The organism is Pseudomonas sp. TH04, from assembly GCF_016651355.1.
Classification (GTDB): Bacteria; Pseudomonadota; Gammaproteobacteria; order Pseudomonadales; family Pseudomonadaceae; genus Aquipseudomonas; species Aquipseudomonas fluorescens.
The window spans coordinates 3,690,701-3,717,154 of sequence record NZ_JAEKEA010000001.1 but is presented as its reverse complement, the minus strand read 5'-3'; the positions used below and the strand labels follow the sequence as shown (position 1 = coordinate 3,717,154).

The window sequence follows — 26,454 nt, the reverse complement described above, 5'->3', positions numbered from 1 at the left end:
AAGTTTGACTTGCCCAGCACGGCCCACCGCCGCCTGAGTCCCTTCCAAGCTCGCTATACAACCAGCGGTCAAGACCGCTGACCGCTCGCTGCGAGCAATTCCTTCAAGATCGTTGCCGGGTCGGCCCGCTGTTGCTTGCGGTAGTTGCCGACATGGCGAACGAACAGTGTCGCGCGCGTCACCAGGCTTTTACCGAGCACTGGCTTGCGATCCAACTCTTCCTTGATACGTTGAAACTGCGCCTGGATAACCGCATCGGTGTAGCGCGTGCCGGTGGCCAGGTTGTCGATGTAGATCGCCACCGCGCCATCAAGCGCGCTACGCCCATTGTCGATGGCCGTGGCAAACAGCTGGGCGCTGGCCGTGTCCTTGTTGTCCAAGGCCTGCTGGCGACTCTTCTGCAGGTTGGTCAGGCGAATGTTGTAGTTGCTGATGGTCTCGGCCACCAATGCAGCCGACTGGATCAGGTTGCCCGCCGCCTCTTCGCGTTGCTGGGCGATCAGCGAGACGTTGCGCTTGAGCTCTTCGTTGACCAGCCCCAGTTCGGCTTGCAGCTTGGGATCGACGCTGGCCGAGATAATGCTGTCCAGGCGCTTGGTCGGGTCCTGGGCATCGTCAATCGCGTCGGTCAACGAGGCCAGGCGGCCCTCTTTTTGCCACTGGGCGAACAGCTCCTTGTAACGCGAGCGCGGCGCCGACAACGCCCCCACCGCCACGCGAAAACCCGTGGTCTCGTTGCTTTGCTCGGTGCCGTCAGCGGCGAACAGCGGATACTCGCGGCGCATGCCGGTGAACAGCGTGCCCTCGCCTTCCAGGTAATTGCCGCCCTTGACCACAAAACCGCCGTAGGTGCCCTGGCGACGCCCGGCATGCACCAGCTGGAAGGATTCCTGGACCATTTCCGCCGCATTGCCGATCACATCGAACATGCCGATCGGGTTGGGCAGTTTGGTGCCGATGGGCATCAGGCGCGCGGCCTGGCCAGTGCCGCCGGCAACCTGGTTGAATACCGCGTAATCGGCCAGCGGGCCGTCGCTTTCGCTGCCTTCGACGCGCCGTGGGAACAGGCGCCCTTCCAGGTCCTGGCGGCTCACTGCCTGGCCACCGCGCGCGGCGTATTCCCATTCCACTTCGGTGGGCAGGCGCACAAAGCCCAGGCCACCGTCTTCCGCCGAGGCGCCGCGGCCGCTGACCGGCAGCAAGTCACGGTGGTATTTCATCAGCCAGGCGCTGTACACCGCCGAGAAGCGCTCGGCTTCAAAACGCGAGAGTTTCACCTTGGGCAAACGCGCGGCCATGCCGGTGGGCAAATCGCAGGCCGGGGCCGGCTCACCGCTGGCCAACGACTGCGCCTGGGACATCACCTGGGCGTACTGGCGTGCAGTCACTTCATACTTGCCAATGAAGTACAGCATCGGCTTGAGCGGGGTTTTCGCGTCGGTCTTCGGCATCAACGGCGCGATGACTGTGTTCCAGTCCTTCGGCAGGTCCTTGAGGGTGAACTGGCCGTTGATGAAGTCGCGCCGGTAGCCGGAAATAAACGACTGCTGATAACCCGCCTCACCTTCGGCGAAGGGGTAGCCGAGGCTGATCTCACGGTCATCCAAGGTGCCCTGGGCCAGCACGTAGGCATAGCGGAACACCATGTTGCCTTCGCAGGGCAGCGGCAGGCTGACGTCGTCCGGCAGCGGTTTGGGGTTGTCGAGTTTGTCGCTGGCCTCATCGGCCCACGCTATCGACGCCACGCTCAGCACCACACAGGCGCCCAGTAACTTATACATCTCTGATTCCTTCAGAAGCCTGGATACGCGCCACTCGCCAACCACCACAGGCCGCCGCCACGGCGCTGACGCCAAGGATTGCAACCAGGGCCAGGCCGTAGTGACGCGCCAGCAGGTGACTGGCGTATTCGCCCGGCACCTGCACAAATAATTGATTCAAACCCATCTCGGCCAAGCCATAGAGCCCGGCACTCAGCACAGCGGCGAAACCTGCGCTGTAGAGCGCCTGCATCACCACAAACAGCAACAGTGCGCCGGTGGAAAACCCCAGCAGACGCAACACGGATAACTCCCGGCGCTTGCGCGCCACGGCGGCCAACGCCCCGGCAAAGATCGCCGCAAACGCGCCCGCCAAGGCCAGCCCGGCGATGATCCAGAACACGATCGACAGGTTGCGGCTCAACGACTGCACCTGGGCGATGGTTTGCGCCTGGGTCGAGACCAACAGATTCTGCCCGGCAAAATACACTCGCAACGGATCTACATCGGTAAGGGTGCGTGCGTACAGGCGAAACGCCGGGTACACACGCTGCTCACTCACACCCACCGCGTCACCCTCCCAACCCAATGCGGGCACCGCGCGACCGTCGCGATAATCTTCGGCCGCTTCCAGCAGGCCCAAATCTGCCAACAACCCATCGCGGGCAAAGGCTTCCAGCGGCAATACCGCCTGCACCTGCAGCCGTGTGCGCTGGTCTTCGACACGCCCCGCCACTTGTCGCGCAAAACGGGCTTCCAACCAATCCCCAGGTCGCGCCGCGAGCTTTTCAGCGGCGGTGTGGCTCAGCACAATCTGGTCCAGGCCGCGCGGCATCGGCAAATCCGCCAGCAAAGGATCGCCCGGCGCCGTCGGCAGCATTTCCAGGGTGAGCGTGCCCACCTGCGCGGTCGCCGCAATCTGCCGGGTACGCGGCACGGCAAACCCGACATCACTGCGCAGGCCGAGCTGCTCGATAAACGCGCTGCTGAATCGACCACCGCCCAACGGAATAATTTCACGGGTGGCGGGATCGGTCTCCAGGCGTTCGGTCAAACTGCTAACCAGTCCAAACTTCAGGCCAAATAACACCAGCAACGGCACCATGACGGCCACCAGCGCCAGCACCGAACAGGCGGACAGCCAGGCATCGTTGCGGTAATCCTGCCAGGCCAGTGAGGCAACCAGACCGCTGCGCATCAGCACGCCTCCCCGAGGGTCGCGGTGACGCCGCCGTCGGTGTCACGACGGCAAGTGATGCGCCGCACCTGCAAGCCGCTGGCACGGGCCAGGGGTTCGTCATGCGTGGCGATCACGCAGGCCGCACGGTGTTCGAGGGCCTGGGCCAGCAGCGCCTGCATCACACGCTCAGCATTAAGCGGGTCAAGGGACGCCGTCGGCTCATCCGCCAGCACCAGTTGCGGCGCGTGGGCCAAGGCTCGGGCGCAGCTGACGCGCTGGCGTTGGCCCACTGACAGCGAGGCCGGTTTTTTGGCCAACTGATCGCTGATTTCCAGTTGCTCGGCCAGCCGCGCCACGCTGCCGTCGTCCTTCAACCCCAACAGTTGCCGGGACAGAGCGATATTCCCGCGCACATCGAGAAACCCCAGCAGCCCACCGGTTTGCAGCACATAGCCCAAGTGCCGGCTACGTAACCCGGCCAACGTGGAGTGTTGATCGCCACGCCACAAGCCGCCAATGTCGACCTGGTTGAAGACAAACTGGCCAACCTGATCCGGCGCCAACACCAGCGCCAACAGATCCAGCAACGTGCTTTTGCCACAGCCACTCGGCCCGACAATTGCCAGTTGCTCACCCGCCCGCAGCGTCAGCGCCGGAATCACCAGGCTATAGCGCTGGCTACCGAGGCCCCGGCTCTTATGCACCGCGCTCACAGTCAACATCACGGCAGCGTCGACAACGGCACGCGATACAACGCATCGCCCGGTTCGGCATCGCCGAAACGGACCCAATTGGCCACGTCATTGTGGAAGGTTTCGTAGAGACGGATTTTCGAATCCAGCTCGTCAATAAAGTCTTCCTGCTCGGCGACACTCAACGACAACCACAAGTCCTGCGTCATGTTCAGCGACTTGCTGCGGTACGGCAGGCCTTCCAGGTATTCGCCGAGAAGGCCGCCGTCGGCCAGGTTGCCGCCCTTGCGCAGGGCTTGCGGGTCGCGGCTCATATAGGCCGAGGCGCTGGCGATTTCCTGGAAGAAGTCTTTGGGCGAGGTCTGGGTTTTGCGCGCGGCATCGACGATCAGCTTCAACGATTGCTGCAGGTCATTGAGCTGCAACTTGGTTAACATCACGCACACCTGGAACGCCGGCAGCGCCGGGTTCGTCAGGTCCCGGTCGGCCGTCCAGGCGCTGACCAATTGCGGGGCCTGGCTCGCGGTTTTGCGGCCGAGAAAATCCATGTGCATGGCGTAGCCGACAGCGGCGGACTTATCGGCCAGGCTCGGCGCGGAGCTCAGCAGCGGCACCGGTTGCGGCGTATTGCTGCGCACTTGGTGCACGAGGTTGGCAAACACGCTGCCAATCTCATCGACACGCTCGCCGAGCTTGCGCACATCACCGCCCGGCACCGGCGTATAGAGGTCGCCGATCTGCGGGTTGGCGTCGGCGGTGAGCACGCGATATTGGCTTTCCGCACCGGCATGGGTTTTCTTGCCGGCGTCGGTGCGCAGGTGCAGGGCGTAGATCTTGATCTGCTTGCCCAGTGCCGCCTGGCGCACTTCGGCTTCGTTCATTTGGGTGGCGGCAAACGGATCGTTTTTACGCAGCGCGCCGGCGTCGGTGACCAGCAGGATAATGCGCCCGCCGTAGCCGGACCAATCCATGTCATCCACCGCCTGCATCACACCGGCAAACGCGTCTTCGTTGAACGAGTGGCTGGACACGGTAGACGCCTTGACCTGACGCGCCATGTCGAGGAAGCGTTGCGGATCGCGACCCTGATCAAGGGTGATCAGGGTCTTGGCCACATATTCCAGGCCCGGGGTTTTCTTGATGCTGTTGCGAAAACCCACCAGGCCGAAGCTGACGCTGTCCAACTCGCCGCGCTCGGCAATGCGGGTTTGCAGCTCATGTACGACGTCGCGGACCTGGTCGATATAAGGCTGCATCGACACGGTGGTGTCGACCACCAACACCACCGCGGTGCGGAAGGCGTCGGCATTGGCGCTGAGCACACGGGCGGCCGGTTTGGCGGCAGCAGCACTCCCGGGATCGATGGACGCTACGTTAAGCAACTGCACCGGTTGGCCGTTTTCATCGAAGCTCTCCTTGGCGTCGAAGATCGGCAGCAGGTAAAACTGGTTTTGCGGGACCGCGCTGGCCGTCGGCTCAAGCGCCAGCACTTGTTGATTGTCTTCGCTGTTCTTCTGCGCCTTGGCCAAGGCGGTTTTCGCGGCAGCGGGATCCGCCAACAGTTTTTCCACCTCAGAGGATTGGCGCAGGAACATCACCGGCGCACGGCCCGAGCGCTCGGTGAACTTGAGCACCAGGCTTTGCTTCCAGTCGCTGACCTGAGCGGCTGGCAACCAGCCATCGCTGCGCCCATCGGTGGCGGCACCGACACGCACCCACGGGCTGCCATCGATGTCTTTGCGCTGGTAAACGTAGAGCACGGAAAACGCCGGCAGCGCCTCGTCGGCCGTACCACCGGCGTCATGGGACAGCTTGGCGCCGGGCTTGCTGAGCACCCGTTGAAACAAGGTCTTTTTGCCGGCCATCAGCAAAGGCCGCTGGCCGCCATCCACATCCGCCACGGCCGGTTTTACCGGCGTAGGTGGCGGCGTCGGGGTCGCCGGTGTTTTCGGGACTACGGCGGCGGGCGGTGCCGCAGGCGTATCGCCGCTGCTCAGCCACCAGTAACTGGCACCGCCAATCGCCAGCGCCACCGCCACCGCGACTGCAGCCAACGCCAGCACCGGCCCTCGACGCTGTTCGGACACGGCGTGGTGTTGCGTCGGTGTCACCACTGGCTGGCGCACCGGTTGTGGCTGAGGCTTTTCAGTCGGAATCTCGATGGACACCGGAGTCATACCCGCCAGATCAAAACTCAGCGGAATCGGCAACGGCCGCACCAGCGTCGCTTCAGGCGAGTCCGCCGGCAGTTGATCCAAGGCCCGCAACAACGCCGCCGCATCCGGGAAACGCTCGGCCGGGTCCTTGGCCAACAGCTTACGCAGCACGTCCTGATAACGGCCGTGGTGCACCGGCAACTCCGGCAGCGGCTCGGTCAGGTGAGCCAGCGCGGTGGAGAGTGCATCGGTGCCGGTGTAGGGCAGCTTGCCGACAAGGATTTCATAGAGCACCACGCCCAGCGCGTACAGGTCGGCGCGGCCATCAATCTCCTGGCCGCGCGCCTGTTCCGGGCTCATGTAGCTCGGCGTGCCCACGGCAAATCCGGCCTGGGTGAACTGGGTACGGTCGTCCAGCGACTTGGCGATACCGAAGTCCGACAACACCGCGGTGCCGTCGGCGCGGAACAGAATATTCGCCGGTTTGACGTCGCGGTGCACCAGCCCCTGGGCATGCGCATAGCCCAGGGCCGAGGCGATCTGGCGGATCAGGGTCACGCCCTGCTCCGGCGTCAGCCCGGCAGCGATACGCTCTTTGAGCGTGCCGTTGGGCAGGTACTCCATGGCCATGTAATACAGCTCACCGACATTGCCGATGTCATGGATGGTCACCGTGTGCGGGTGGGACAGGCGCGCCAGGGTCTTGCCCTCGCGCAGGAAACGCTCGCAAAAACTCGGATCAGCCGCCAACGCCGCCGCCATCACCTTCAACGCCACCTTGCGCTCCAGCGAGCGTTGGGTCGCCAGGTACACGCTGGCCATGGCGCCTTCGCCGATCTCGCCTTCGATGTCATAACCCGCAATCACGATGTTCATGGCGAAACCTTCACGACAATGGCGGTGATGTTGTCCGGCGCGCCCCGGTTAAGCCCCAGGTGCACCAGGCTGCGCACGATTTCATCCGGGGCGTCATGGCTGAGGACCTCGCGGATTTCATGGTCCTCGACGGTCTTGTTCAGGCCGTCGCTGCACAGCAGGTAGCTGTCGCCGGGCGCGATCAGCAAGTCGACCACGGCCAATTCCAGCTGCGCCTCCACACCCACCGCGCGGGTGACGATATTGGCGCGCGGGTGCACGCGGGCATCGGCTTCGCTGAGCAAGCCGCTGTCCTGCAGGTCCTGCACGTAGCTGTGGTCGCGGGAAATGCCTTCGAGCACGCCATCGCGCAGGCGGTACAAGCGACTGTCACCGGCCCACAAACACACGCCACGCAGGCCGCGTGCCGCCAGCACAACGACGGTACTGCCCATCATCGTCACGCCACGGTTGGCCGTTTCTTCACGCACGCTCGCGTTGATGCGGATCAGGTCATTGCGCAGGGCCGCCGAATACTCATCCAGAGACCGCCCCACCGGCACATTGCGCAGGCTGTCGACGATCAGGCTGCTGACATAGTCCCCTGCCGCATGCCCGCCCATGCCATCGGCCACCACCCACAGGCGGTTTTCCGGCAGGTCCAGGCACGCGTCTTCATTGACCTGGCGCACCATGCCCACATGGCTTTTGCTCGCGGATTTGAACGTCGACCCCATCTACACCACACCTTCTTGTCCGAGCAAAAACTGCGCAAAATCACTGGCGGCAGGCAAACCCTGACACCGTAATAAACCAGGAGAAATCACCTGCGAACCACGCCCCCACCACAGGCTGGCGCCTTCGCAGGCCTGTTCGGCGAGCGCGGTCATTCGGCTGTGGGGCACGGTGGCGGCAACCCGTTGCAGGCCCGCAAAGCGGCTGTCCACGGCGCGCGGCTCACTGGCTGGAATGCCCAGTTTGTCGAGGTCGTCGTTGAAGCCTTCAAAGGTCGCGCCCGCGTCCAGGGTGCTGAGCAACAGCTCTTCAGCCTGTTCGAACCAGGTGTCCGGCCCGCCGACCAGCGAAGCCGGATTGGTGTCGTGATCCAGCAAAGCGACCACCGCCAACGGAAAATACCGCCCGACCCGGTCAATGCTTGGCATCACCACGCCCGCCGCAGCGTCCGGCCCGCACACACCGGGCGCCAGCACAAAGCGCCACAACGGGCTGACCAGGTACACGTTGAGCCAGTCGCCGCCCAGGCTGTTCTGGCTGGCGAGCAACCCCGCCGCCAGCCAGCTGTCCCACGGGCCGATAAAACTCTGGGGCAAGGCGCGACTGACAAAGTCACCGCGGCTGGCCAACTTGCCGTAGAAACCCAGCGTCGTCATAGCCGCTCCGGCAGGCTGAAGCCGCTGAGCACACGGCTCTTGAACGGGTTGAAGGCGCTGTTGGCACGCAACTCGTAGGCGATGCTCGCGCCGTCTACTCGCAGGCGCAGGTTGAAACGGTCCGGCGAGTTACCGGCGGTGAGGTCCGATTGCTCCAGCAGGCGGAACCACGCCCACGGCCCGTCCAGGGTCACGCCCGAACGGCCGCTGGCCGACGGCGGCATGATGGAAATACGCACCACGCCAATGCTGCCCGGGTTCGGCCACTGCATGGCCACCGGGCGGCTTGGGCCGTGGTCGTAGCTCAATTGCTGGCCGTCCAGATCCAGCAGGAACTGAGTGATCGTCGGGTCCATCGACACCGGCTTGAGTTCGAAACGCACAATCGGCTGGGTGCCGCCGGCGCGGAAGAACGCATCACGAATGGCCGCCGCACGCTGGAAGGTTTGCAGCACGCCCGGCGCAATCCCGAGCTTCTGCGCTGCGCCAGGCTGCCAGCGCCAGGTCGACGCGGACGTGTCCACGTAAGGCTGCAGGTATTTGCGGAAGTAGTTATCCATCACCCCGCCCACACCAAAAAACTGCCCAAAGTCATCCAGCGTGGCGTCGCGCGCGCTGCCTGGCGACATCGGGTAACGACCGGCCAGGGACTGGCGATACACGTTGACCACTTCGCTGACCCACGCTGCGTTCAGTTGGTTACGCACGCCGCCCATCATGCTGTTGGTGGTGGAATTGACCACCGACTTGACCATGCCCTGCACCAGCGGCGGCTGGCGCTCCGCATTCAGGCTGACCCGCGTGGCCGCTGCCGCCGCCTGGTTCTTCGCCTCGCCGAGCAACGCATCGCCACTGGCACCGACCATGGCGCTGACCTGCACATACAGCGCGTTCATATCCGCGAGCAGGCCGTCGATAGCGGCCGGTTCGCCTTCGTTTTTGCTGACGATGCTGTTGAGTTCAGCGAAATGCGCGGTCACCGGATCATCCGCCGCTTGCGCAGTGCTGGTGGTCTGTTGCTCCTGGCCGAGCAGGCTGCCGAGGCGCTCCTTGAGCTTGTCGACACCGCCTTCCACCGGCACGCCTTTGGCGGCCAATTGGCGCTCTTCGGCTTGCAGGTCGGTTTCCCTGGCCACCGCAACCAGCAGTTTTTTCAGCGGCGACGTCGGGCCGGATATCACTCGCAGCACATCGGCGGCCTGGGCCACGCTGGTGATCGGCACGAAGTCGATATCCGCAAGCAAGGCATCCCACTGGCGCTGGTAATCCTGGAAATACAGGCGGCGCACATCGGCGGCGAGGCTCGCCACGTTCTGCTGGTCCGCCTGTTCGCGGCCCAGCACCCACTGCTCTTCAGCCAGGGTGCCCGTCTGATTCAAGCTGCTCAGCAGGAACGCCTGACGATAGCCCTTGGCGGTGAAAAACCCACTCAACGGCTCGCCCAGCGGCTTGCCACTTTTACGGCTGAACACCAGCGCCGCGTCACGGCCGGCGGCTTCGTTGATACGAAAGTCAGGAATGCCATCGGGCAGTTTCTGACGTTTGACCCGGTCATAGACGCGCTGGGCCACCGGCAGTTGTTGCAGTTGCCGACGCAGGTCGTCGATCAGCCGTGGGTCGAGTCGCGCGTTCGGCGGATGGCGCTCGAACAGCGCCTGCAAATGCCCGGTCAACGCCTGGCGCTGATCGGCCGGCAGGTCACGCGGCAAGCTGCGGTCCCAGTCCAGGGCGATCCAGGCCTTGATGAAGTCCGGGTCGTAATGCTCATTGTCGGCGAGCATCAGGTAGGCCTTGAGGCCTTCATAGAGGAAGTCGGAATTGCCACCGCCGTGCAGTTGCTCCTCGATGCGCGTCACCAGGCGGGGCGCGAATACTGCGATCAACAGCTTGCGGTAGACACTGGCGGACTCAGCTTCAAGCATGTCGCCTTGATACAGGCCCAGCCCTTCGGACCAGTTCGGCGAATCACCCGCGAGGTTCTTCACCGCATTGAGCAACGGCAGCACGGCGAGGACGTCACGCTGCGCCGGGCTGAGGTTCTGTACCGTCTGGCCCAGCGGCGCGACCTTCTGGTCGACTTGGGCGATGTAGGCCTGATTGGCGCGATAACTCACCCACCACAAACTGCTCACCACCACGACCAGGGCCACGGTAGCGGCCAATACGCCGCGTGCGATCCATTTGCGCCGCCGCTCGACCTTCGGGTTCACCCCCACCAGGCCACGCTCGGCAAACGCCACGGCAGTGAACAGTTTTTCGATGAAATAACTGCGCCCGGTACCGCTCTGGCGCGCCAGGTGCTGGCGGTCCAGATTCATGCTCTGGGCCATGGCGCCGATCAAGCGATCAATCGGGCTGCCTTCCTGGGTGCCGCTGGTGAAGTACACGCCGCGCAGCAATACACGCTCTTCAAAAGCATTGGGCTTGAACACGCCCTCAAGGAAGCTTTGCAGGCAATCCTTCAACGCGCCGAACTGCTGCGGGAAGCCGTAGATCAGGTCGCGCCGCGCCGGGTCGCGCTCCTGTTGCAAGCGTTCCACCAAGCGTTCGTTGAGGCGCTGTTCCAAGCCTGCAAATTCGCTTTGCAGATGGGCCAACGGGCTGTCGCTGTTCTTGCCGTCATCCAGGGCAAAGGTCATGCCCCACACCTGGGCGCGGTCTTCTTTGCTCAGGTTGTCGAAGAACTCCATGAAGCCCGGCACCAGGTCGAGCTTGGTCAGCATCAGGTAGATCGGGAAACGCACGCCCAGCTGGGTGTACAGCTCCTGGATACGCAGGCGAATCGCGGCAGCATGGGCGGCGCGCTCGGCATCGCTGCCCAGCAGCAAATCGGACAGGCTGATAGCGATAAAAGCACCGTCGATCGGGCGGCGCGAGCGCTGCTTTTTCAGCAGGTCAAGGAAGCCCAGCCACGCGGCTTTATCCACCGTGGAGTTGCTGTCTTGCGTGGTGTAGCGGCCAGCGGTGTCGAGCAAAACGGCTTGATCGGTAAACCACCAGTCGCAATTGCGCGTACCGCCAACGCCCCGCACCGCACCGGCGCCCAATTGCGCGGCGAGCGGAAAATGCAGGCCGGAGTTGACCAGCGCGGTGGTCTTGCCCGAGCCCGGCGGGCCGATGATCACGTACCACGGCAGCTCGTAGAGGTTGCGACGTTCGTCACCGCCAAGCTTGGCCTTTTTCAGCAGCGTGAGGGCTTCGTCCATGCGCTGGCGCAGGGTCGATAACTCTTCGGCAGTGGCGACACTGTTGGGGTCGACCGGCGTTTCGGCCGCCAGGCTGCGCATCACTTCGGCGGCCTGGCGCCGGGCCTGGATAATGCGGAACACGCGGTAAGCGATCCATACGGCAAACACCAGGATGATCAGCGCCCAACGGCGCCCTTCCGGCACCAGGAAATCGAGCAACGGCCCGACAAACCAGATGATCAGGCTGAGGGCGATCAGGCCCAGCAACGGGATCACCCAGCGAATCATAAAACTGAAAAACGCCTTCACTCGACGCCCTCCGCCAATACGGTGATTTCAACCCGACGATTGCGGGCACGGCCTTCGGCAGTGGCATTAGTGGCCACCGGCGTGGTGTCGCTTCTGCCTTCGGCGCTGAAGCGATCCGCCTGGCCGGTCTTGGCCGCCAGAATCTCCAGCACCGACTTGGCGCGCGCTTCGGACAACGCCCAGTTGGACGGGAACCGCAGCGTGGCAATCGGGCGGTTATCGCTGTGCCCGGTGACGCGCACCTGGCCCTTGACCTTGCGGATGGCATCGGCGATGCGCAGCATCAGCGGCTGGTAGTCATCGACAATGCTGGAACTGGCCGACGCGAACAGCTCATCGCCCCGGATCGTCACGACGGAACGGTCGACCTTGTCTTCCACGGCCACGCGGCCCGCCTTGATGTCTTCCACCAAAAAGCCTGCCAGGCGTGGCCGTTCGATTACTTTCGGTTGCACCACAGGACGGTCGATGGCCTGCACCGGGATCTCGCCCAGGGCATGGATATTCTTGAACACCGGCTCGGCATCCGATGCCAGTTTCATGCGCAAACCGAACAGCAACGCCAACAGCAGCGCCAGGCCGATGGCCACGGCGATCCATGGCGGCATGAATTGCGCCAGGCGATCACGCGCCACGGTCACGCCGCGCCAATGCGGCGACAGCTCACGCTCGTGCTCACCACGGGCGCTGCGAATGGCCGCGGCAGTGCGTTCACGCAAGGCTTCCAACTGGCTGCGACCGTCGTTCATCACGCGGTAGCGGCCCTCGAAACCCAGGCACATGCACAGGTACAACAGCTCCAGCAAATACAGGCGCTCGCGCGGGCTTTGCAGGCAGTGGTCGAGCAACTGGAAGACTTTTTCGCCGCCCCAGGCTTCGTTGTGCACAGTGATCAACAAGCTCTGTTTGCCCCAGTCGCTGGTGCTGCCCCATGGCGTACTCAACACCGCCTCATCCAGCGCGGTGCACAGCGCGTAACGCGCCAGCAACACTTCGTTGCGCGCCACACCGGCGGCTTCGGCGCGTTCTTCGAACTGACGCAAGTAGGCCAGTAACTGCGCGCGCAGACTGGCCGGCGCCGGGTGCGCGATGGTGTTGCGCAGGCGTGTCAGCAGCGCGAGCAACGGGCCCGCGGCGCTTTCCAGCGGGTTGAGGCCTTGGCTTTTACCGGTCAGGATTGGCGCGGCCGGCATCGACAGCGGTTCCGGTTCTGCACGCGCAGGCTCCGGCGCACGGCCACCCGGGCGCGGCATGAACTGGGTGCGGTCATCATCATTGGGATGCATCGCGGATTATCCTCGGATCGCCCAGAAGGCCAGGTTCAAACCCGGGAACTGCCCGGCGATATGGAAGGCAAAACCGCCGGAGTTGTTCAGTTGCTGCCAGTGTTCGCTGCCTCGGTCCAACTCGTAATAGGTGCTGCCTGCGTGGTACGGGATCTGCCGTGGCGCCACCGGCAACGGCAGCAGGCCAATGCCCGGCAATTGCAGGTTGACCATGTCGCGGATGTGCTCCACCGAGCCGACTTTGCTCTGCTGACCGAAGCGCCCGCGCAGGGTTTCGCCAGGCACGTCGGCGCGCACCACGAGGATGAAACTGGCGCTGTCGAGCAGGGTTTTGTCGGCGAGCATCGCCACGTGGATGCCGTAGGCTTTCTCCACAATTGGAATCGGCGTGGCCTTGCTGTCGATCAGCATCGACAGCGCTTCACGCAGGGCCGCCATCACCGGGGCGAAGCTCAGGGCCAGGTCGTCGTGCTGGTATTGCGGGTATTCCTGGGGGCGGCGGCCCGAGGTGGAGAAGGTGGAAAACTCGCCAGCCAGGCTCACCAGCTCGCTGAAAAGACGCTCCGGGTGCAACGGGCTCAACTGGCTGAAATGCTGGAGCAGCGGCTGCGCGCGGTTGACCAATTGCAGCAGCATGAAATCGGCAATCTCCGAGGCGCCACCGGCGCCGGAGGCAACGACACGGCCCGCCAAGGCTTCGCCGCGCTGGTGCAGCAGGCCCAGCAATTCGCTGCGAAAGGCCGTCAGCGGTTTGCTCGCGGCCACGTCCAGAACCGGCGGGATGTAGGTGTCATCGAGGACCAACGCGCGGTCGGCGCGCTTCTCCTTGATGCGTACCAGACCGATGGCCGCGTAATCGCTGATGCCATCTTGCGCGGTCAGCAAACGCAGCGCCCGCGAGCCCACGGCCACCGGCGCGCGGTTTTCGAACGGCGCGTTGTCGTCACGGACTTCACGCACTTGGCTCACATAGCGCGCGCCGCCAAGGTCTTCGCCGTCGTCGACCGTGTCACGGGCGCCCGCGCGCTTGAGCGGCAGGGCCAGGTACACCAGGCCATCGCGCAGGTTGTCGTCGATGTTCAACGGGCTCGGCGCCAGGTCGTCCTGGGGAATATTGAACGGCGTGCCATCAGGCAACAGGCCGCGCGCCGAAACGATCGCCAGCTTGCCCTGCGCCAGCAGGCCCTGGTCGATCAGCAACTCGGAAAAGCCCCACGCGCCAGCGGATAACGGACGGCTACGGGCGTCGATCAGGTTTTCCAGATAACGGTCATGCTGCTGGAAGTGCTGCGTTCCAATGAACATGCCTTCCGACCAGACCACGCGATTGTTCCAGGACATGGGGGCTCCGATTGCTTCTTATTGGGCAGGGCTGGATGGGGGAACCACGACGTCGGCGCGCACGGCGCGCACATCGAGGCTGATCTGGTATTCGGTGTACTGGCGAGCCGGCACATTGAGCACCGTGCGCCATTGCGCGCGGTCCAACTCGCGATAGCCCACCAGCAAACCGATTTGGCGCGTGGAAGGGTCGAGGTCGCGTTGAATGCTCAATTGCTGGCCGGGTTGGACCATCACTTCGTCCTGGTCCAGCAGGTCCAGGCCGAGGGTGGATTGCGCACGGTCAGCCAGCGCGAAGTAGTCGGAGCGACTGAAAGTGGCGGCGTTTTTCAGTTCGAAGATGCGCACCCGCACCGGCGCGGCCTGGCCGTTGGCGCCGGGGTTGAGCCCGTTAATCGCGTGAAAGTGCAACTCGACGGCGGCGGTGTCCGCCTCGGCCTCGGCAACCGCCTGGGGTTTGGCGGCATCCTTGGCACACGCCGTCAGCAGCAACGCGGTGGCTGCTGCGAGTAAAAACCTGGGAATCATCCTGCGTCCTCAATGACGTACTTAGCTATCCGTTTTATCCATTACTGCGGCGCGATTTAGCGTCGCTGTCGTGCGCTGTGTTCTTCGTAGGCTCGGCTGAATTCGCGGCCGAACAGGTCCTGGAAATCTTCCTGGGCCTCGCGGGAAATATTGCTGTAGAGCTCGGTGAACTGCTGCCAGTACTGGGCCTGACGCGAGCCGTTAAAAAGACTCGACAGCCCGCCGGGCTTACCCATGCGCTCTTCCAGCTGTGCCGGTTCAAAGCGCGCGAGCAAGTGTTTGATCGCCGCTTCCACACCGGCCATCACCGCCAGTTGGTGGGCGCGCAGGTCGTCGAAACTGTCGCGCACAGCGACGTCCGGCGCCATAAACGCTTGGTTACCGTGGCGAAGCAGCAGCAGTAAGGCTTCGTCGGCATTCGGCGCGAATTTCAACGGATTGTTTTCGGCCGGCCGGATCATCGTCTGCTGCATGCGGAACTCGCCCTTGAGGCTGGCACGGGCACGCAATACATCGATCAGGCCTTCGACCATCAGCCGATAGCTGCGGCCGATGCTTTCCATTTGCGCGCAGGCGTCGGCTTTGTCGAGGCGCAGCTGGTCAAGGCCGGCGCCGCGCAGGAAGGCTTGCAGCAGGTCGGGCTGCTGAGTGTCCGGGGTGGTCGGCTGGGCGGTCGGCTGGATGACCGGCTGAACGCTCGGCGCCGGTGGCGGTGGCGGTTCGGGCGGCGCAACAGGCTGAGGGGCGGTGACGACAGGCGCTGGCGTGTCGCCAAACAGGTCCCAGTCTTCGGGAATGACTGAACCGGATACCACCGGCGGCTCGATCACCGGCACGGCAACCGGCGTCGGTGGACGGAAGTCGTGTTGCTCGGAGGGTACGTGGTCCGCCACGGTCGGTGGCGGTACGGTGGTCGGGGTGAGGAAGTCGAACAGATCCGGCAGCGTGTCCATCGACGACGCACCCTGGAACTGCGGCGCAATCGCCGGCGTCGACGCAGGCGGGTTTACCACCGCCCCCATCAGCGCCTCAAAACTGTTCGGCGAATCGCCGGCAAACGACTGGCTATCGACGGCTTGCACGTTAAAGTCGATGCGCGCCTGAATTTCGTAATCGCCGATGCGGATCAACTCACCATCTTGCAACGGCTCGCTGTTGCCCCTGCGCATACGGATACCGGCGTTGACCAATTCCACGCCGTTTGTACTGTTATCGGTTAAATAGTAACGACCATCTTTGTATTGAATAACGCAGTGCTGTGAAGAGACAAGGCGCTCTGGGTCGGGCAATACCCAGTCATTATCAGAACTGCGGCCAATAGCCATCACGCCCTGATTCATGGACTTTTCAGGGCATTGCCCAGGGGTAATTTTGTGATAACTAGTGATAGTCAAACACAGCGACATCTTGCCTCCTTGCTGATACATCGCGCGCGGTCTAACCGGGGGCTACCCAAAGGGGCCCGTCCTCCCGAGAGATCACCGCCAGGTCGTGCAAACGACCTTGAAAATCTGCTTTTGTCAGCATGATCGCTGATCTTACCCGGCCTCTATGACAAAAATCCTATCTTGGGGCACCGTTAGACCCGTCAGTCGCGCAAGGTGTTAAACACCGCACATCTGTCACAGAGGGCGAATAGCTTACCTTGACAAGGCGTAACTACTACACCAAAAATGCACAACTTCTTGAACATCAGTGGTGGCACATTAGTGGCACCTCGACGTATATGACCAAGAAACCATGCAAAGTTCATTACGCAACTAATGCATGAATTGCCCGATATCTAACGGGCCGATAGGGAGATCGAATCAAGTGGATGTGCCGTTGCTGCTCGCCGCCGTTTCCGCGACTTCGCCTTGTGGCGAAGACATGGAATATGACGCGGACTTTCTCCACCTGGAGCGTGCCGCCAAAGGCCAACCCGAGCGCAGCATGGGCGACTCGATCCTGCCCGCTGAACCGCCGGACTGGCGCAGCATCCAGCAGCAAAGCCTCGACTTGCTGCAGCGCAGCAAAGACCTGCGCATAACCCATTTCCTGTTGCAAAGCTCCCTCGCCCTGCAAGGCCCGGTCGGGCTCGCCGAAGTGCTTACGCTGATCAATGCGCTACTGCGTGAATACTGGGCCGACCTGCACCCGCGCCTGGATGCCGACGACGATAACGACCCCACCGTGCGCATCAACGCCCTCTCGGGCTTGACCAGCGACGCGACCATTCGTCTGCTGCGCGAAAGTATCCTCACGCGCTCACGCACGTTCGGGCCGGTGAGCCTGCGCGCTGCGTTGAACGCCAGCGGCCTGATGAGTTTCCCTGATGAACAACTCGGTGCCCAGCAACTGAACGCCGCGTTCCTCGACAGCGACCCGGAACAACTGCAAGCCACCCACGATGCCTTGAGCGCCGCGCGTGCCGCCTGCGAAGCCATCGAACAACAGGTCAGCGACCAGGTCGGTTCGGCCCAGGGCGTGGACCTCAGCCTGTTGAAGCAACCGCTCAAGCAGGCGCTGCAAGTCCTCAACCAATTCGTACCGAACAGCGATACCCGCAGCGCGCCCGAGGCCGTCAGTGACGACAATGCCCCCTCGGTTGAATACGCTGCTGCCCCCGCCGCACCGCGCCCAACGGGCGACATCGCCAGCCGCGATGACGTGCTGCGCAGCCTCGACAAGATCCTTGCGTACTACACCCGACACGAGCCTTCGAGCCCGCTGCCGGTGCTGTTGAACCGCGCGAAAAATCTGGTGCACGCCGACTTCGCGGCCATCGTGCGCAATCTGATTCCCGATGGCATGTCCCAATTTGAAAACCTGCGTGGCCCGGACGGCGAGTAAGCCGCCCGGCTGTGCAGTAACAACACCGTCGCTCAAGCGACCAGGAGCAGCAACGTGGCGAAGCAAAGTTCTCAGAAATTCATCGCGCGCAACCGTGCGCCTCGAGTGCAGATCGAGTACGACGTCGAGCTTTACGGCGCCGAGAAAAAGGTCCAGCTGCCCTTCGTAATGGGCGTGATGGCCGACCTCGCCGGCAAGCCTGCCGAACCGCTCGCCCCTGTGGCCGACCGCAAGTTCCTTGAAGTGGACGTCGATAACTTCGACTCGCGCCTCAAGGCCATGCAGCCGCGTGTGGCGTTCCATGTACCGAACGAGTTGACCGGCGAAGGTAACCTGAGCCTGGACATCACCTTCGAAAGCATGGACGACTTCAGCCCGGCCGCCGTGGCCCGCAAGGTCGATTCGCTCAAACAGCTGCTCGAAGCCCGCACCCAGCTCGCCAACCTGCTGACCTACATGGACGGCAAGACCGGCGCTGAAGAAATCATCATGAAAGCGATCAAGGACCCGGCATTGCTGCAGGCCCTTGCAAGCGCGCCTAAGCCGGCAGGGGACCAGTAATCATGACCGAGAATACCGCCCGCGAAGGCTCCCAGATCCTGGGCGCTACCGAAGAAGCCAGCGAGTTCGCGAACCTGCTGTTGCAAGAATTCAAACCCAAGACCGAGCGTGCCCGCGAAGCCGTGGAAACTGCCGTGCGCACCCTGGCCGAACAGGCTCTGGCGCAGACAGACCTGGTGTCCAATGACGCGATCAAGTCGATTGAATCGATCATCGCCGCCATCGACGCCAAGCTCACCGCCCAGGTTAACCAGATCATCCATCACCAGGATTTCCAGCAACTGGAAAGCGTCTGGCGTGGCCTGCACTACCTGGTCAACAACACCGAGAGCGATGAGCAGCTGAAGATTCGCGTGCTCAACATCTCCAAGCCGGACCTGCACAAGACCCTGAAGAAATTCAAGGGCACCGCGTGGGACCAGAGCCCGATCTTCAAGAAGATGTACGAAGAAGAATACGGCCAGTTCGGCGGCGAACCTTACGGTTGCCTGGTGGGCGACTACTACTTCGACCAGTCGCCACCCGACGTGGAGCTGCTGGGCGAGCTGTCGAAAGTCTGCGCTGCCATGCACGCCCCGTTTATCGCTGCGGCTTCGCCGACCGTGATGGGCATGGGCTCCTGGCAGGAACTGTCGAACCCGCGCGACCTGACCAAGATCTTCACCACCCCGGAATACGCCGGCTGGCGCTCGCTGCGTGAATCGGAAGATTCGCGCTACATCGGCCTGACCATGCCGCGCTTCCTGGCACGCCTGCCGTATGGCGCCAAAACCGACCCGGTGGAAGCCTTCGCCTTCGAAGAAAACACCGACGGTGCGGACAGCTCCAAGTACACCTGGGCCAACGCCGCGTACGCGATGGCGGTGAACATCAACCGTTCGTTCAAACACTACGGCTGGTGCTCGCGCATCCGTGGCGTGGAGTCCGGCGGTGAAGTGGAAAACCTGCCTGCCCACACGTTCCCGACCGATGACGGCGGTGTGGACATGAAGTGCCCGACCGAAATCGCCATCAGCGACCGCCGCGAAGCGGAACTGGCGAAGAACGGTTTCATGCCGCTGCTGCACAAGAAAAACACCGACTTCGCCGCCTTCATTGGCGCCCAGTCGTTGCAGAAACCGGCCGAATACGATGACCCGGACGCCACCGCCAACGCCAACCTGGCCGCGCGCCTGCCGTACCTGTTCGCCACCTGCCGTTTCGCTCACTACCTCAAGTGCATCGTGCGCGACAAAATCGGTTCCTTCAAAGAGAAGGACGAGATGCAGCGTTGGTTGCAGGACTGGATCCTCAACTACGTCGACGGCGACCCGGCGCACTCCACCGAAACCACCAAGGCCCAGCACCCGTTGGCTGCCGCCGAAGTGATCGTGGAAGACGTCGAAGGCAACCCGGGTTACTACAACTCGAAGTTCTACCTGCGCCCGCACTATCAGCTGGAAGGGCTGACCGTGTCGCTGCGCCTGGTATCGAAGCTGCCGTCGGCGAAAAGCGCGTAAGTAGCTGTCGCTCGTTCCCACGCTCTGCGTGGGAATGCCGCCCGGGGCGCTCCGCGTCCCAGTGACGCAGAGCGTCACAGGATGCGTTACCACGCAGAGCGTGGGAACGATCAGCGTTAATAAATTCTGTGGCTGAGACCACACAGGGAGAAAACATGGCTGTTGATATTTTCATCAAGATCGGCGACATCAAGGGCGAGTCCATGGACAAGGCCCACAAGGACGAAATCGACGTGCTGAACTGGAGCTGGGGCATGGCCCAGTCCGGCAACATGCATGTTGGCGGTGGCGGCGGCGCGGGCAAGGTGAATATCCAGGACCTGTCGCTGACCAAGTACGTCGACAAGGCGTCGCCGAACCTGATGATGCACTGCGCCAGCGGCAAGCACATCGACAAGGTCAAGCTGACCGTGCGCAAGGCCGGTGGTGAAAGCCAGGTCGAGTACATGGTGATCAACCTGGAAGAAGTGCTGGTCACGTCCCTGAGCACCGGCGGCTCGGGCACTGATGATCGCCTGACCGAAAACGTCACCCTGAACTTCGCCCAAGTGATGGTCGACTACCAGCCGCAGAAAGCCGACGGCACCAAAGACGGCGGCGCGATCAAGTTTGGCTGGAACATCCGTTCCAACACCAAACGCTGATAGCCCTGGAGGCCGTAGCCCTGCGCTACGGCCCCCGGCACCGGCCCTGCTGCACAACCGTCCCTCTCACAACCCGTCCGTGGAGCTGCTTTGGTGGTAACTGAAATCGCTTCCCGCGACCGTCTGCAACCGTCCTTGCTGGACCGGCTGACCGACGACGACCCAACCAATCCCAAGGAAAGCGCCGACAAACGCGTGCTGTCCCTGACCCAATTGAAAGCCTCGGTTCTGCGCGACCTGGCGTGGCTGCTCAACACCACGTCGTTGCTGGATGCCGATGCCACGCTGCACACCGCGGCCGGTACGTCGGTGGTCAATTACGGCCTGCCGGCACTGGCTGGCAACAGCGTTTCCAGTGTTGATATCAAGGCCCTGGAAGCCCTGATCTACCAGGCGATTGCCACCTTTGAGCCACGTATTCTGCGCCACACACTGCGCGTCAAAGCCCGCGTCGGCCATGGCGAGATGAACCACAATGCGCTGAGCTTCGAGATCGAAGGCGACCTGTGGGCACAGCCGGTGCCGTTACGCCTGTTGCTGCAAACCGACCTCGACCTGGAGTCCGGGCATGTGCGCGTAGTGAATGCCGACCAGCGGAGACGCCCATGAACCCGCGCCTGCTGGAGCTGTACAACCAGGAACTGCACCACGTGCGCGAAAGCGCCGCCGAGTTCGCCAAGGAATACCCGAAGATCGCCAGTCGGCTGACCCTGTCCGGTATGGACTGCGCCGACCCGTACGTCGAACGTTTGCTTGAGGGCTTTGCCTACCTCACCGCCCGCGTACAGCTCAAGCTCGACGCCGAGTACCCGACCTTCACCCATAACCTGCTGGAAATCGCTTACCCGCACTACCTGGCGCCGACGCCGTCGATGACCGTGGTGCAATTGCAGACCGACCCCGACGAAGGCTCCTTGGCCAGCGGTTTCCCGCTACCCCGCGACACGGTGTTGCGCGCCGCACTGGGTCGCGAAACCCAGACCTGCTGCGAGTACCGCACCGCACACCCGGTGACGTTGTGGCCGTTGCAGGTCAGCGGCGCCGAATACTTCGGCAACCCCGCCGCCGTACTCGGGCGCCTGGCTGCCAGCGAGCCGAAAGCCAAGGCCGGCTTGCGCCTGACCCTGCGCACTGGCGCCGAGTTGCCGTTCAACAGCCTCGACCTCGACAGCCTGCCGCTGTACCTCAGCGGCGCCGATGAGCAACCGTTCCGCCTCTACGAACAATTGCTCGGCAACGCCTGCGCGGTGTTTGCACGCAAGCCCGGCGGTGACTGGGTTGAACGCCTGCCGCAAGACGCGCTGCGCTCACGGGGTTTTGACGATGCCGACGCAGCCATGCCGGTGGTGGCGCGCGCGTTTCAGGGCTACCGGTTGTTGCAGGAATACTTCGCCCTGCCCCATCGCTTCCTGTTCGTCGAGTTCGCCGAACTGAGCCGTGCAGTCAAACGCTGCGACGGCCAGGAGCTGGAACTGATCGTGCTGTTCGACCGCCACGAGCCGAGCCTGGAAGGCAGTGTCGGCGCGGCGCAGTTCATGCCGTTCTGCACGCCGGCGATCAACCTGTTCCCGAAACGCGTGGACCGTATCCACCTGTCCGACCGCGTCAACGAACACCATGTAATCGCTGACCGCACCCGGCCGATGGATTTCGAGATTCATTCGCTGAGCGGCATCACTGGGCACGGCACCGGGCCGGAGCAGCCGTTCCTGCCGTTCTACGCGGTGCGCGACCCGTCGCGCTATGGTCGCGACAAAGCGTATTACACCGTACGCCGCGAACCACGCGTGCTGTCCAGCGACCAACGCCGTAACGGCCCGCGCTCCACCTATGTGGGCAGCGAAACCTTCGTCAGCCTGGTCGACAGCCAGCAAGCGCCGTACCGCCACGACCTGCGCCAACTCGGCGTAACCGCACTGTGCACCAACCGCGATTTGCCGCTGTTCATGAGTGTGGGCAACGGCAAGACCGACTTCACCCTGGCCGACAGCGCCCCGGTATTGTCCGTACGCTGTGTGGCCGGCCCGAGTCGCCCGCGCGCCAGCCATGCCCACGACGCCAAGGCCTGGCGCCTGATCAGCCAGTTGTCGCTCAACTACCTGTCGCTGAGCGAGCAAGGCCAGGGCGCGGGCGCCTTGCGCGAACTGCTGCGCTTGTACGGCGACAGCAATGACGCGGCCCTGCAATTGCAGATCGAAGGCCTGCGCGAAGTCAGCAGCAAAGCCGTGACCCGGCGCCTGCCGATGCCGGGTCCGATCGTGTTTGGCCGCGGCTTGGAAATCACCCTGGAATTTGATGAAAACGCGTTTCGCGGCACCGGCGTGTTCCTGCTCGGTGCGGTGCTGGAGCGCTTTCTGGCACGTTACGTGTCGATCAACAGTTTTACCGAGACGGTGATCCGTACCACCGAACGCGGCGAGATCATGCGATGGAAAGCCAAGCCCGGGCGGCGTCCGACCCTGTGAACACACTGGATGCGATGCATCAGGAGCCCTGGGAATACGATTTCTTTCAGGCACTGCGGCGTATCGAGTGCGAATCGCCAGAGCTGCCGCGCCTGGGCCATTCCCTGCGCCTGGCGGATGACCCGTTACGCCTGGGGCAGCAAGCCGATTGCACGTTCGCCCCGGCCACCCTGGCCTCGGTCGATCCCGGCGGCGACGGTAAGCCTGCGCGGCTGGAACAGTTCTTCTTTGGCCTCGGCGGCCCCAACGGCCCGTTGCCGCTGCACATCACCGAGTACGTGCGCGAGCGTCAGCGCAATAACGCCGACAGCACCAGCAAACAGTTTTTGGACGTGTTCCACCATCGCCTGCTCAGCCTGTTCTACCGGGCCTGGGCCGAAGCGCGGCCGACGGTCAGCCACGACCGACCGGACGATGATTACTGGTCGGCACGCCTGGCAGCACTGAGCGGCCGAGGTATGCCGAGCCTGCTGAATCAGGGGCTGATTCCCGACACGGCGAAGTTGCATTACAGCGGCCACTTGTCGGCACAGACCCGCTACCCGGACGGTTTGAAGGCGATCCTCAGCGAATACTTCGGCTTGCCCGTTGAGATTGAAGAATACGTCGGCCAGTGGCTGGAACTGCCCGAGCGCAGCCGCGTCAGTGTCAGCGCCAACCAACTGGGCGTGGACTTTTGCCTGGGCAGCCACGTGTGGGACCGCCAGCATAAGTTTCGCATCCGCCTGGGCCCGCTCAAGCTGGATGACTACATGGGCATGCTGCCTGGCAGCCAGCCGTTCAACGAGCTGGTGGCGTGGGTGGCCGAGTACCTGGGCCATGAATTGGACTGGGACTTGAACCTGATTTTGCAACAACCTGAAGTCCCGAAGCTGCAGCTTAACGGCCAGTTCCGCCTGGGCTTCAACACATGGCTCGGCTGCCCCGCGCACGACGCCAACGACCTAATCCTGGCTCGGCATTACGCCGATCACGCCAGCACCTCAAGGAATCCAGAGCATGGGTGAAATCAGTCGCGCCGCACTGTTCGGCAAACTCAACAGCGTGGCCTACAAGGCCATCGAAGCCGCCACCGTGTTCTGCAAACTGCGGGGCAACCCGTACGTGGAACTGGCTCACTGGTTTCACCAACTGCTGCAGTTGCAGGACTCGGACCTGCACCGCATCGTCCGCCAGTTCAACGTGGAGCCGGCGCGCCTGGCCCGCGACCTGACCGAAGCCCTGGACCGCCTGCCGCGCGGCTCGACGTCAATCACCGACCTGTCGTCCCACGTGGAAGAAGCCGTGGAACGCGGCTGGGTCTACGGCAGCCTGATGTTCGGCGAGAGCCAGGTGCGCACCGGTTACCTGGTGCTCGGCATTCTCAAGACACCGAGCCTGCGCAATGCGCTGCTGGGCTTGTCTTCCGAGTTCAACAAGATCAAGGCCGACACCCTGAGCGAACGCTTTGACGAATACGTCGGCGACTCGCCGGAAAACGCCCTCAGTGCCAACGACGGATTTAATGCCGGCGCAGTCCCGGGCGAGGCCAGTGGTGCCATGGCGCCGAGCGCGATGGGTAAGCAGGAAGCGCTCAAGCGCTTCACCGTCGACCTCACCGAACAGGCCCGCAGCGGCAAGCTCGACCCGATCGTTGGGCGTGATGAAGAGATCCGCCAACTGGTCGACATCCTGATGCGTCGGCGCCAGAACAACCCGATCCTCACGGGTGAAGCCGGCGTGGGCAAGACTGCCGTGGTCGAAGGTTTCGCCCTGCGCATCGTCGCCGGTGACGTGCCGCCCGCACTCAAAGACGTGGAACTGCGCAGCCTCGATGTGGGCCTGCTGCAAGCCGGTGCCAGCATGAAAGGCGAGTTCGAGCAGCGCCTGCGCCAAGTCATCGAGGATGTGCAGGCTTCGCCCAAACCGATTATTCTGTTTATCGACGAAGCCCACACCCTGGTGGGTGCCGGTGGCGCCGCCGGCACCGGTGATGCGGCCAACCTGCTCAAGCCCGCCCTCGCCCGCGGCACCTTGCGCACCGTCGCCGCCACGACCTGGGCCGAGTACAAAAAACACATCGAAAAAGACCCGGCGTTGACCCGCCGCTTCCAAGTGGTGCAAGTCGCCGAGCCGTCGGAAGACAAGGCGCTGTTGATGATGCGCGGCGTGGCCTCGACCATGGAAAAACACCATCAGGTGCAGATCCTTGATGAAGCCCTGGAAGCTTCGGTGAAGCTGTCGCACCGCTACATTCCTGCCCGCCAGCTACCGGATAAATCCGTGAGCCTGCTGGACACCGCTTGCGCGCGTGTTGCCATCAGCCTGCACGCGGTGCCCGCCGAAGTGGACGACAGCCGCCGCCGCATCGAGGCGCTGGAAACCGAGCTGCAAATCATCGCCCGCGAGCATGCCATTGGCATCGTGATTGGCGCGCGCCAAAGCAACAGCGAAGCCCTGCTGAGCGCTGAACGTGAACGCCTCGCAACCCTGGAAAGCCGCTGGGCCGAAGAGAAAGCGCTGGTGGACGAGTTGCTCGCCACTCGCGCGACGCTGCGTGAGAAGGTCGGTGAAGTCGACAGCGGCAACGATGCATTGCGCGCACAGCTGGTGGACCTGCAACAACGCCTCACTGCCCTGCAAGGCGAAACCCCGCTGATCCTGCCAACCGTGGATTACCAGGCGGTGGCCTCGGTGGTCGCCGACTGGACCGGCATTCCCGTGGGCCGCATGGCGCGCAACGAACTGGAGACGGTGCTCAACCTCGACCAGCACCTGAAAAAACGCATCATCGGCCAGGACCACGCCCTGCAGATGATCGCCAAACGCATCCAAACCTCTCGCGCCGGCCTCGACAACCCGAGCAAGCCCATTGGCGTGTTCATGCTCGCCGGCACGTCCGGCGTGGGCAAGACCGAAACAGCCCTGGCCCTGGCCGAAGCCATGTACGGCGGTGAGCAGAACGTGATCACCATCAACATGAGCGAGTTCCAGGAAGCCCATACCGTGTCGACCCTCAAGGGCGCGCCGCCGGGCTATATCGGCTATGGCGAAGGCGGTGTGCTGACCGAAGCGGTACGGCGCAAACCCTACAGCGTCGTGCTGTTGGACGAGGTCGAAAAAGCCCACCCGGACGTGCATGAAATCTTCTTCCAGGTGTTCGACAAGGGCGTGATGGAAGACGGTGAAGGCCGCGTGATCGACTTCAAGAACACCCTGATTCTGCTGACCACCAACGCCGGCACTGAGCTGATCTCCCGCGTCTGCAAAGACCCGGCGAACATGCCTGAGCCAGAAGACATCGCCAAGGCCTTGCGCCAGCCGCTGCTGGAGATTTTCCCACCGGCATTGCTTGGCCGTTTGGTGACGATCCCTTACTACCCGCTGAGCGACGAGATGCTCAAGGCAATTACCCGCCTGCAACTCAACCGCATCAAAAAGCGCGTGGAGAATACGCACAAAGTCGCTTTCGACTACGACGACGCGGTGGTCGACTTGATCGTCTCACGCTGCACCGAAACCGAAAGCGGCGGGCGCATGATCGACACCATCCTCACCAACAGCCTGTTGCCGGACATGAGCCGTGAATTCCTCACGCGCATGCTCGAAGGCAAGGCGCTGGCGGGTGTGCGCATCAGCAGCCGGGACAACGAATTGCACTACGACTTCAACGACGCCGATTGACCTGACGGAATGCGATCACAACGGCGGGAGGGGGCTTGCCCCGATAGCGGTGAATCAGTCACCTCAGGCATCAACTGACGCACTGCTATCGGGAGCAAGCCCCC

Annotated in this window: 19 protein-coding genes; 8 read left to right on the top strand and 11 right to left on the bottom strand. The window is 63.2% G+C overall.

What is annotated here, in order from left to right; genetic code table 11:
* Positions 1 to 68: 68 nt before the first annotated feature.
* Genes JFT85_RS16535 through tagH form a run of 11 tightly spaced genes read right to left on the bottom strand, consistent with a single transcriptional unit; the run spans position 69 to position 16,092 of the window.
* Complete coding sequence (locus JFT85_RS16535) at positions 69 to 1,781, bottom strand: formylglycine-generating enzyme family protein (RefSeq protein WP_053258675.1); 1,713 nt, start codon at positions 1,779 to 1,781, stop codon at positions 69 to 71.
* Entirely contained in the window at positions 1,774 to 2,958 is a 1,185-nt protein-coding gene (locus tag JFT85_RS16530) for an ABC transporter permease (RefSeq protein ID WP_201230153.1), read from the bottom strand. The genes JFT85_RS16535 and JFT85_RS16530 overlap by 8 nt, the downstream gene beginning before the upstream one ends.
* A complete protein-coding gene (locus tag JFT85_RS16525) occupies positions 2,958 to 3,662 on the bottom strand; it encodes an ABC transporter ATP-binding protein (protein ID WP_053258677.1) in 705 nt (234 codons plus the stop codon). The genes JFT85_RS16530 and JFT85_RS16525 overlap by 1 nt, the downstream gene beginning before the upstream one ends.
* Positions 3,662 to 6,664 carry a serine/threonine-protein kinase gene (locus JFT85_RS16520; protein WP_201230152.1) on the bottom strand — a complete coding sequence of 1,001 codons (3,003 nt, stop codon included), beginning with the start codon at positions 6,662 to 6,664 and terminating at the stop codon, positions 3,662 to 3,664. Before JFT85_RS16520 ends, JFT85_RS16525 begins: the two co-directional genes overlap by 1 nt.
* Entirely contained in the window at positions 6,661 to 7,380 is a 720-nt protein-coding gene (locus JFT85_RS16515) for a PP2C family protein-serine/threonine phosphatase (RefSeq protein ID WP_069551168.1), read from the bottom strand. The genes JFT85_RS16520 and JFT85_RS16515 overlap by 4 nt, the downstream gene beginning before the upstream one ends.
* On the bottom strand, positions 7,381 to 8,034 hold the full coding sequence (gene tagF / locus JFT85_RS16510; protein WP_053258680.1) for a type VI secretion system-associated protein TagF: 654 nt from the start codon (positions 8,032 to 8,034) through the stop codon (positions 7,381 to 7,383).
* On the bottom strand, positions 8,031 to 11,531 hold the full coding sequence (gene tssM, locus JFT85_RS16505) for a type VI secretion system membrane subunit TssM (protein WP_069551169.1): 3,501 nt from the start codon (positions 11,529 to 11,531) through the stop codon (positions 8,031 to 8,033). Before tssM ends, tagF begins: the two co-directional genes overlap by 4 nt.
* Positions 11,528 to 12,817: a DotU family type VI secretion system protein gene (locus JFT85_RS16500; protein ID WP_201230151.1), complete on the bottom strand. Its 1,290-nt coding sequence runs from the start codon at positions 12,815 to 12,817 to the stop codon at positions 11,528 to 11,530. The genes tssM and JFT85_RS16500 overlap by 4 nt, the downstream gene beginning before the upstream one ends.
* 6 nt (positions 12,818 to 12,823) lie before the next feature.
* Positions 12,824 to 14,158: a type VI secretion system baseplate subunit TssK gene (gene tssK / locus JFT85_RS16495; protein WP_053258683.1), complete on the bottom strand. Its 1,335-nt coding sequence runs from the start codon at positions 14,156 to 14,158 to the stop codon at positions 12,824 to 12,826.
* Positions 14,159 to 14,176: 18 nt separating this feature from the next.
* Positions 14,177 to 14,686 (bottom strand): type VI secretion system lipoprotein TssJ, encoded by a 510-nt coding sequence (gene tssJ, locus JFT85_RS16490; protein ID WP_053258684.1) that lies wholly within the window; start codon positions 14,684 to 14,686, stop codon positions 14,177 to 14,179.
* A 56-nt stretch (positions 14,687 to 14,742) separates the two neighbouring features.
* Positions 14,743 to 16,092 carry a type VI secretion system-associated FHA domain protein TagH gene (tagH, locus tag JFT85_RS16485; protein ID WP_078827517.1) on the bottom strand — a complete coding sequence of 450 codons (1,350 nt, stop codon included), beginning with the start codon at positions 16,090 to 16,092 and terminating at the stop codon, positions 14,743 to 14,745.
* Positions 16,093 to 16,498: 406 nt separating this feature from the next.
* Here tagH and tssA point away from each other — a divergent pair, with 406 nt between their 5' ends.
* The 8 genes from tssA to tssH all read left to right on the top strand — a co-directional run bounded on the left by tssA (position 16,499) and on the right by tssH (position 26,350).
* The gene (gene tssA, locus JFT85_RS16480) at positions 16,499 to 17,518 is read left to right on the top strand and encodes a type VI secretion system protein TssA (RefSeq protein WP_053258686.1); all 1,020 of its coding nucleotides are present in this window, start codon (positions 16,499 to 16,501) and stop codon (positions 17,516 to 17,518) included.
* A gap of 54 nt (positions 17,519 to 17,572) precedes the next feature.
* Positions 17,573 to 18,079, top strand: coding sequence for a type VI secretion system contractile sheath small subunit (tssB, locus tag JFT85_RS16475; protein WP_017135823.1), 507 nt, complete (start codon positions 17,573 to 17,575; stop codon positions 18,077 to 18,079).
* 2 nt (positions 18,080 to 18,081) lie between these two features.
* Positions 18,082 to 19,578 (top strand): type VI secretion system contractile sheath large subunit, encoded by a 1,497-nt coding sequence (gene tssC / locus JFT85_RS16470; protein ID WP_201230149.1) that lies wholly within the window; start codon positions 18,082 to 18,084, stop codon positions 19,576 to 19,578.
* 155 nt (positions 19,579 to 19,733) lie between these two features.
* Complete coding sequence (locus JFT85_RS16465; protein ID WP_005792512.1) at positions 19,734 to 20,222, top strand: Hcp family type VI secretion system effector; 489 nt, start codon at positions 19,734 to 19,736, stop codon at positions 20,220 to 20,222.
* 93 nt (positions 20,223 to 20,315) lie between these two features.
* A complete protein-coding gene (gene tssE, locus JFT85_RS16460) occupies positions 20,316 to 20,831 on the top strand; it encodes a type VI secretion system baseplate subunit TssE (RefSeq protein ID WP_053258817.1) in 516 nt (171 codons plus the stop codon).
* Positions 20,828 to 22,687, top strand: coding sequence for a type VI secretion system baseplate subunit TssF (tssF, locus tag JFT85_RS16455; RefSeq protein WP_053258688.1), 1,860 nt, complete (start codon positions 20,828 to 20,830; stop codon positions 22,685 to 22,687). The genes tssE and tssF overlap by 4 nt, the downstream gene beginning before the upstream one ends.
* Entirely contained in the window at positions 22,651 to 23,694 is a 1,044-nt protein-coding gene (gene tssG / locus JFT85_RS16450; RefSeq protein ID WP_053258689.1) for a type VI secretion system baseplate subunit TssG, read from the top strand. The genes tssF and tssG overlap by 37 nt, the downstream gene beginning before the upstream one ends.
* Entirely contained in the window at positions 23,687 to 26,350 is a 2,664-nt protein-coding gene (gene tssH / locus JFT85_RS16445; RefSeq protein WP_053258690.1) for a type VI secretion system ATPase TssH, read from the top strand. Before tssG ends, tssH begins: the two co-directional genes overlap by 8 nt.
* Positions 26,351 to 26,454 lie beyond the last annotated feature (104 nt).

What these genes read in the sequence shown, in the direction of transcription:
- tssF (WP_053258688.1), top strand. Translation starts at nt 20,828, where the DNA reads ATGAACCCGCGCCTGCTGGAGCTGTACAACCAGGAACTGCACCACGTG.
- JFT85_RS16530 (WP_201230153.1), bottom strand. Translation starts at nt 2,958, where the DNA reads ATGCGCAGCGGTCTGGTTGCCTCACTGGCCTGGCAGGATTACCGCAAC.
- tssJ (WP_053258684.1), bottom strand. Translation starts at nt 14,686, where the DNA reads ATGATTCCCAGGTTTTTACTCGCAGCAGCCACCGCGTTGCTGCTGACG.
- JFT85_RS16465 (WP_005792512.1), top strand. Translation starts at nt 19,734, where the DNA reads ATGGCTGTTGATATTTTCATCAAGATCGGCGACATCAAGGGCGAGTCC.
- JFT85_RS16515 (WP_069551168.1), bottom strand. Translation starts at nt 7,380, where the DNA reads ATGGGGTCGACGTTCAAATCCGCGAGCAAAAGCCATGTGGGCATGGTG.
- tagH (WP_078827517.1), bottom strand. Translation starts at nt 16,092, where the DNA reads ATGTCGCTGTGTTTGACTATCACTAGTTATCACAAAATTACCCCTGGG.
- tssK (WP_053258683.1), bottom strand. Translation starts at nt 14,158, where the DNA reads ATGTCCTGGAACAATCGCGTGGTCTGGTCGGAAGGCATGTTCATTGGA.
- tssH (WP_053258690.1), top strand. Translation starts at nt 23,687, where the DNA reads ATGGGTGAAATCAGTCGCGCCGCACTGTTCGGCAAACTCAACAGCGTG.
- tagF (WP_053258680.1), bottom strand. Translation starts at nt 8,034, where the DNA reads ATGACGACGCTGGGTTTCTACGGCAAGTTGGCCAGCCGCGGTGACTTT.
- JFT85_RS16500 (WP_201230151.1), bottom strand. Translation starts at nt 12,817, where the DNA reads ATGCATCCCAATGATGATGACCGCACCCAGTTCATGCCGCGCCCGGGT.
- tssC (WP_201230149.1), top strand. Translation starts at nt 18,082, where the DNA reads ATGACCGAGAATACCGCCCGCGAAGGCTCCCAGATCCTGGGCGCTACC.
- JFT85_RS16535 (WP_053258675.1), bottom strand. Translation starts at nt 1,781, where the DNA reads ATGTATAAGTTACTGGGCGCCTGTGTGGTGCTGAGCGTGGCGTCGATA.
- tssG (WP_053258689.1), top strand. Translation starts at nt 22,651, where the DNA reads ATGGAAAGCCAAGCCCGGGCGGCGTCCGACCCTGTGAACACACTGGAT.
- JFT85_RS16525 (WP_053258677.1), bottom strand. Translation starts at nt 3,662, where the DNA reads ATGTTGACTGTGAGCGCGGTGCATAAGAGCCGGGGCCTCGGTAGCCAG.
- JFT85_RS16520 (WP_201230152.1), bottom strand. Translation starts at nt 6,664, where the DNA reads ATGAACATCGTGATTGCGGGTTATGACATCGAAGGCGAGATCGGCGAA.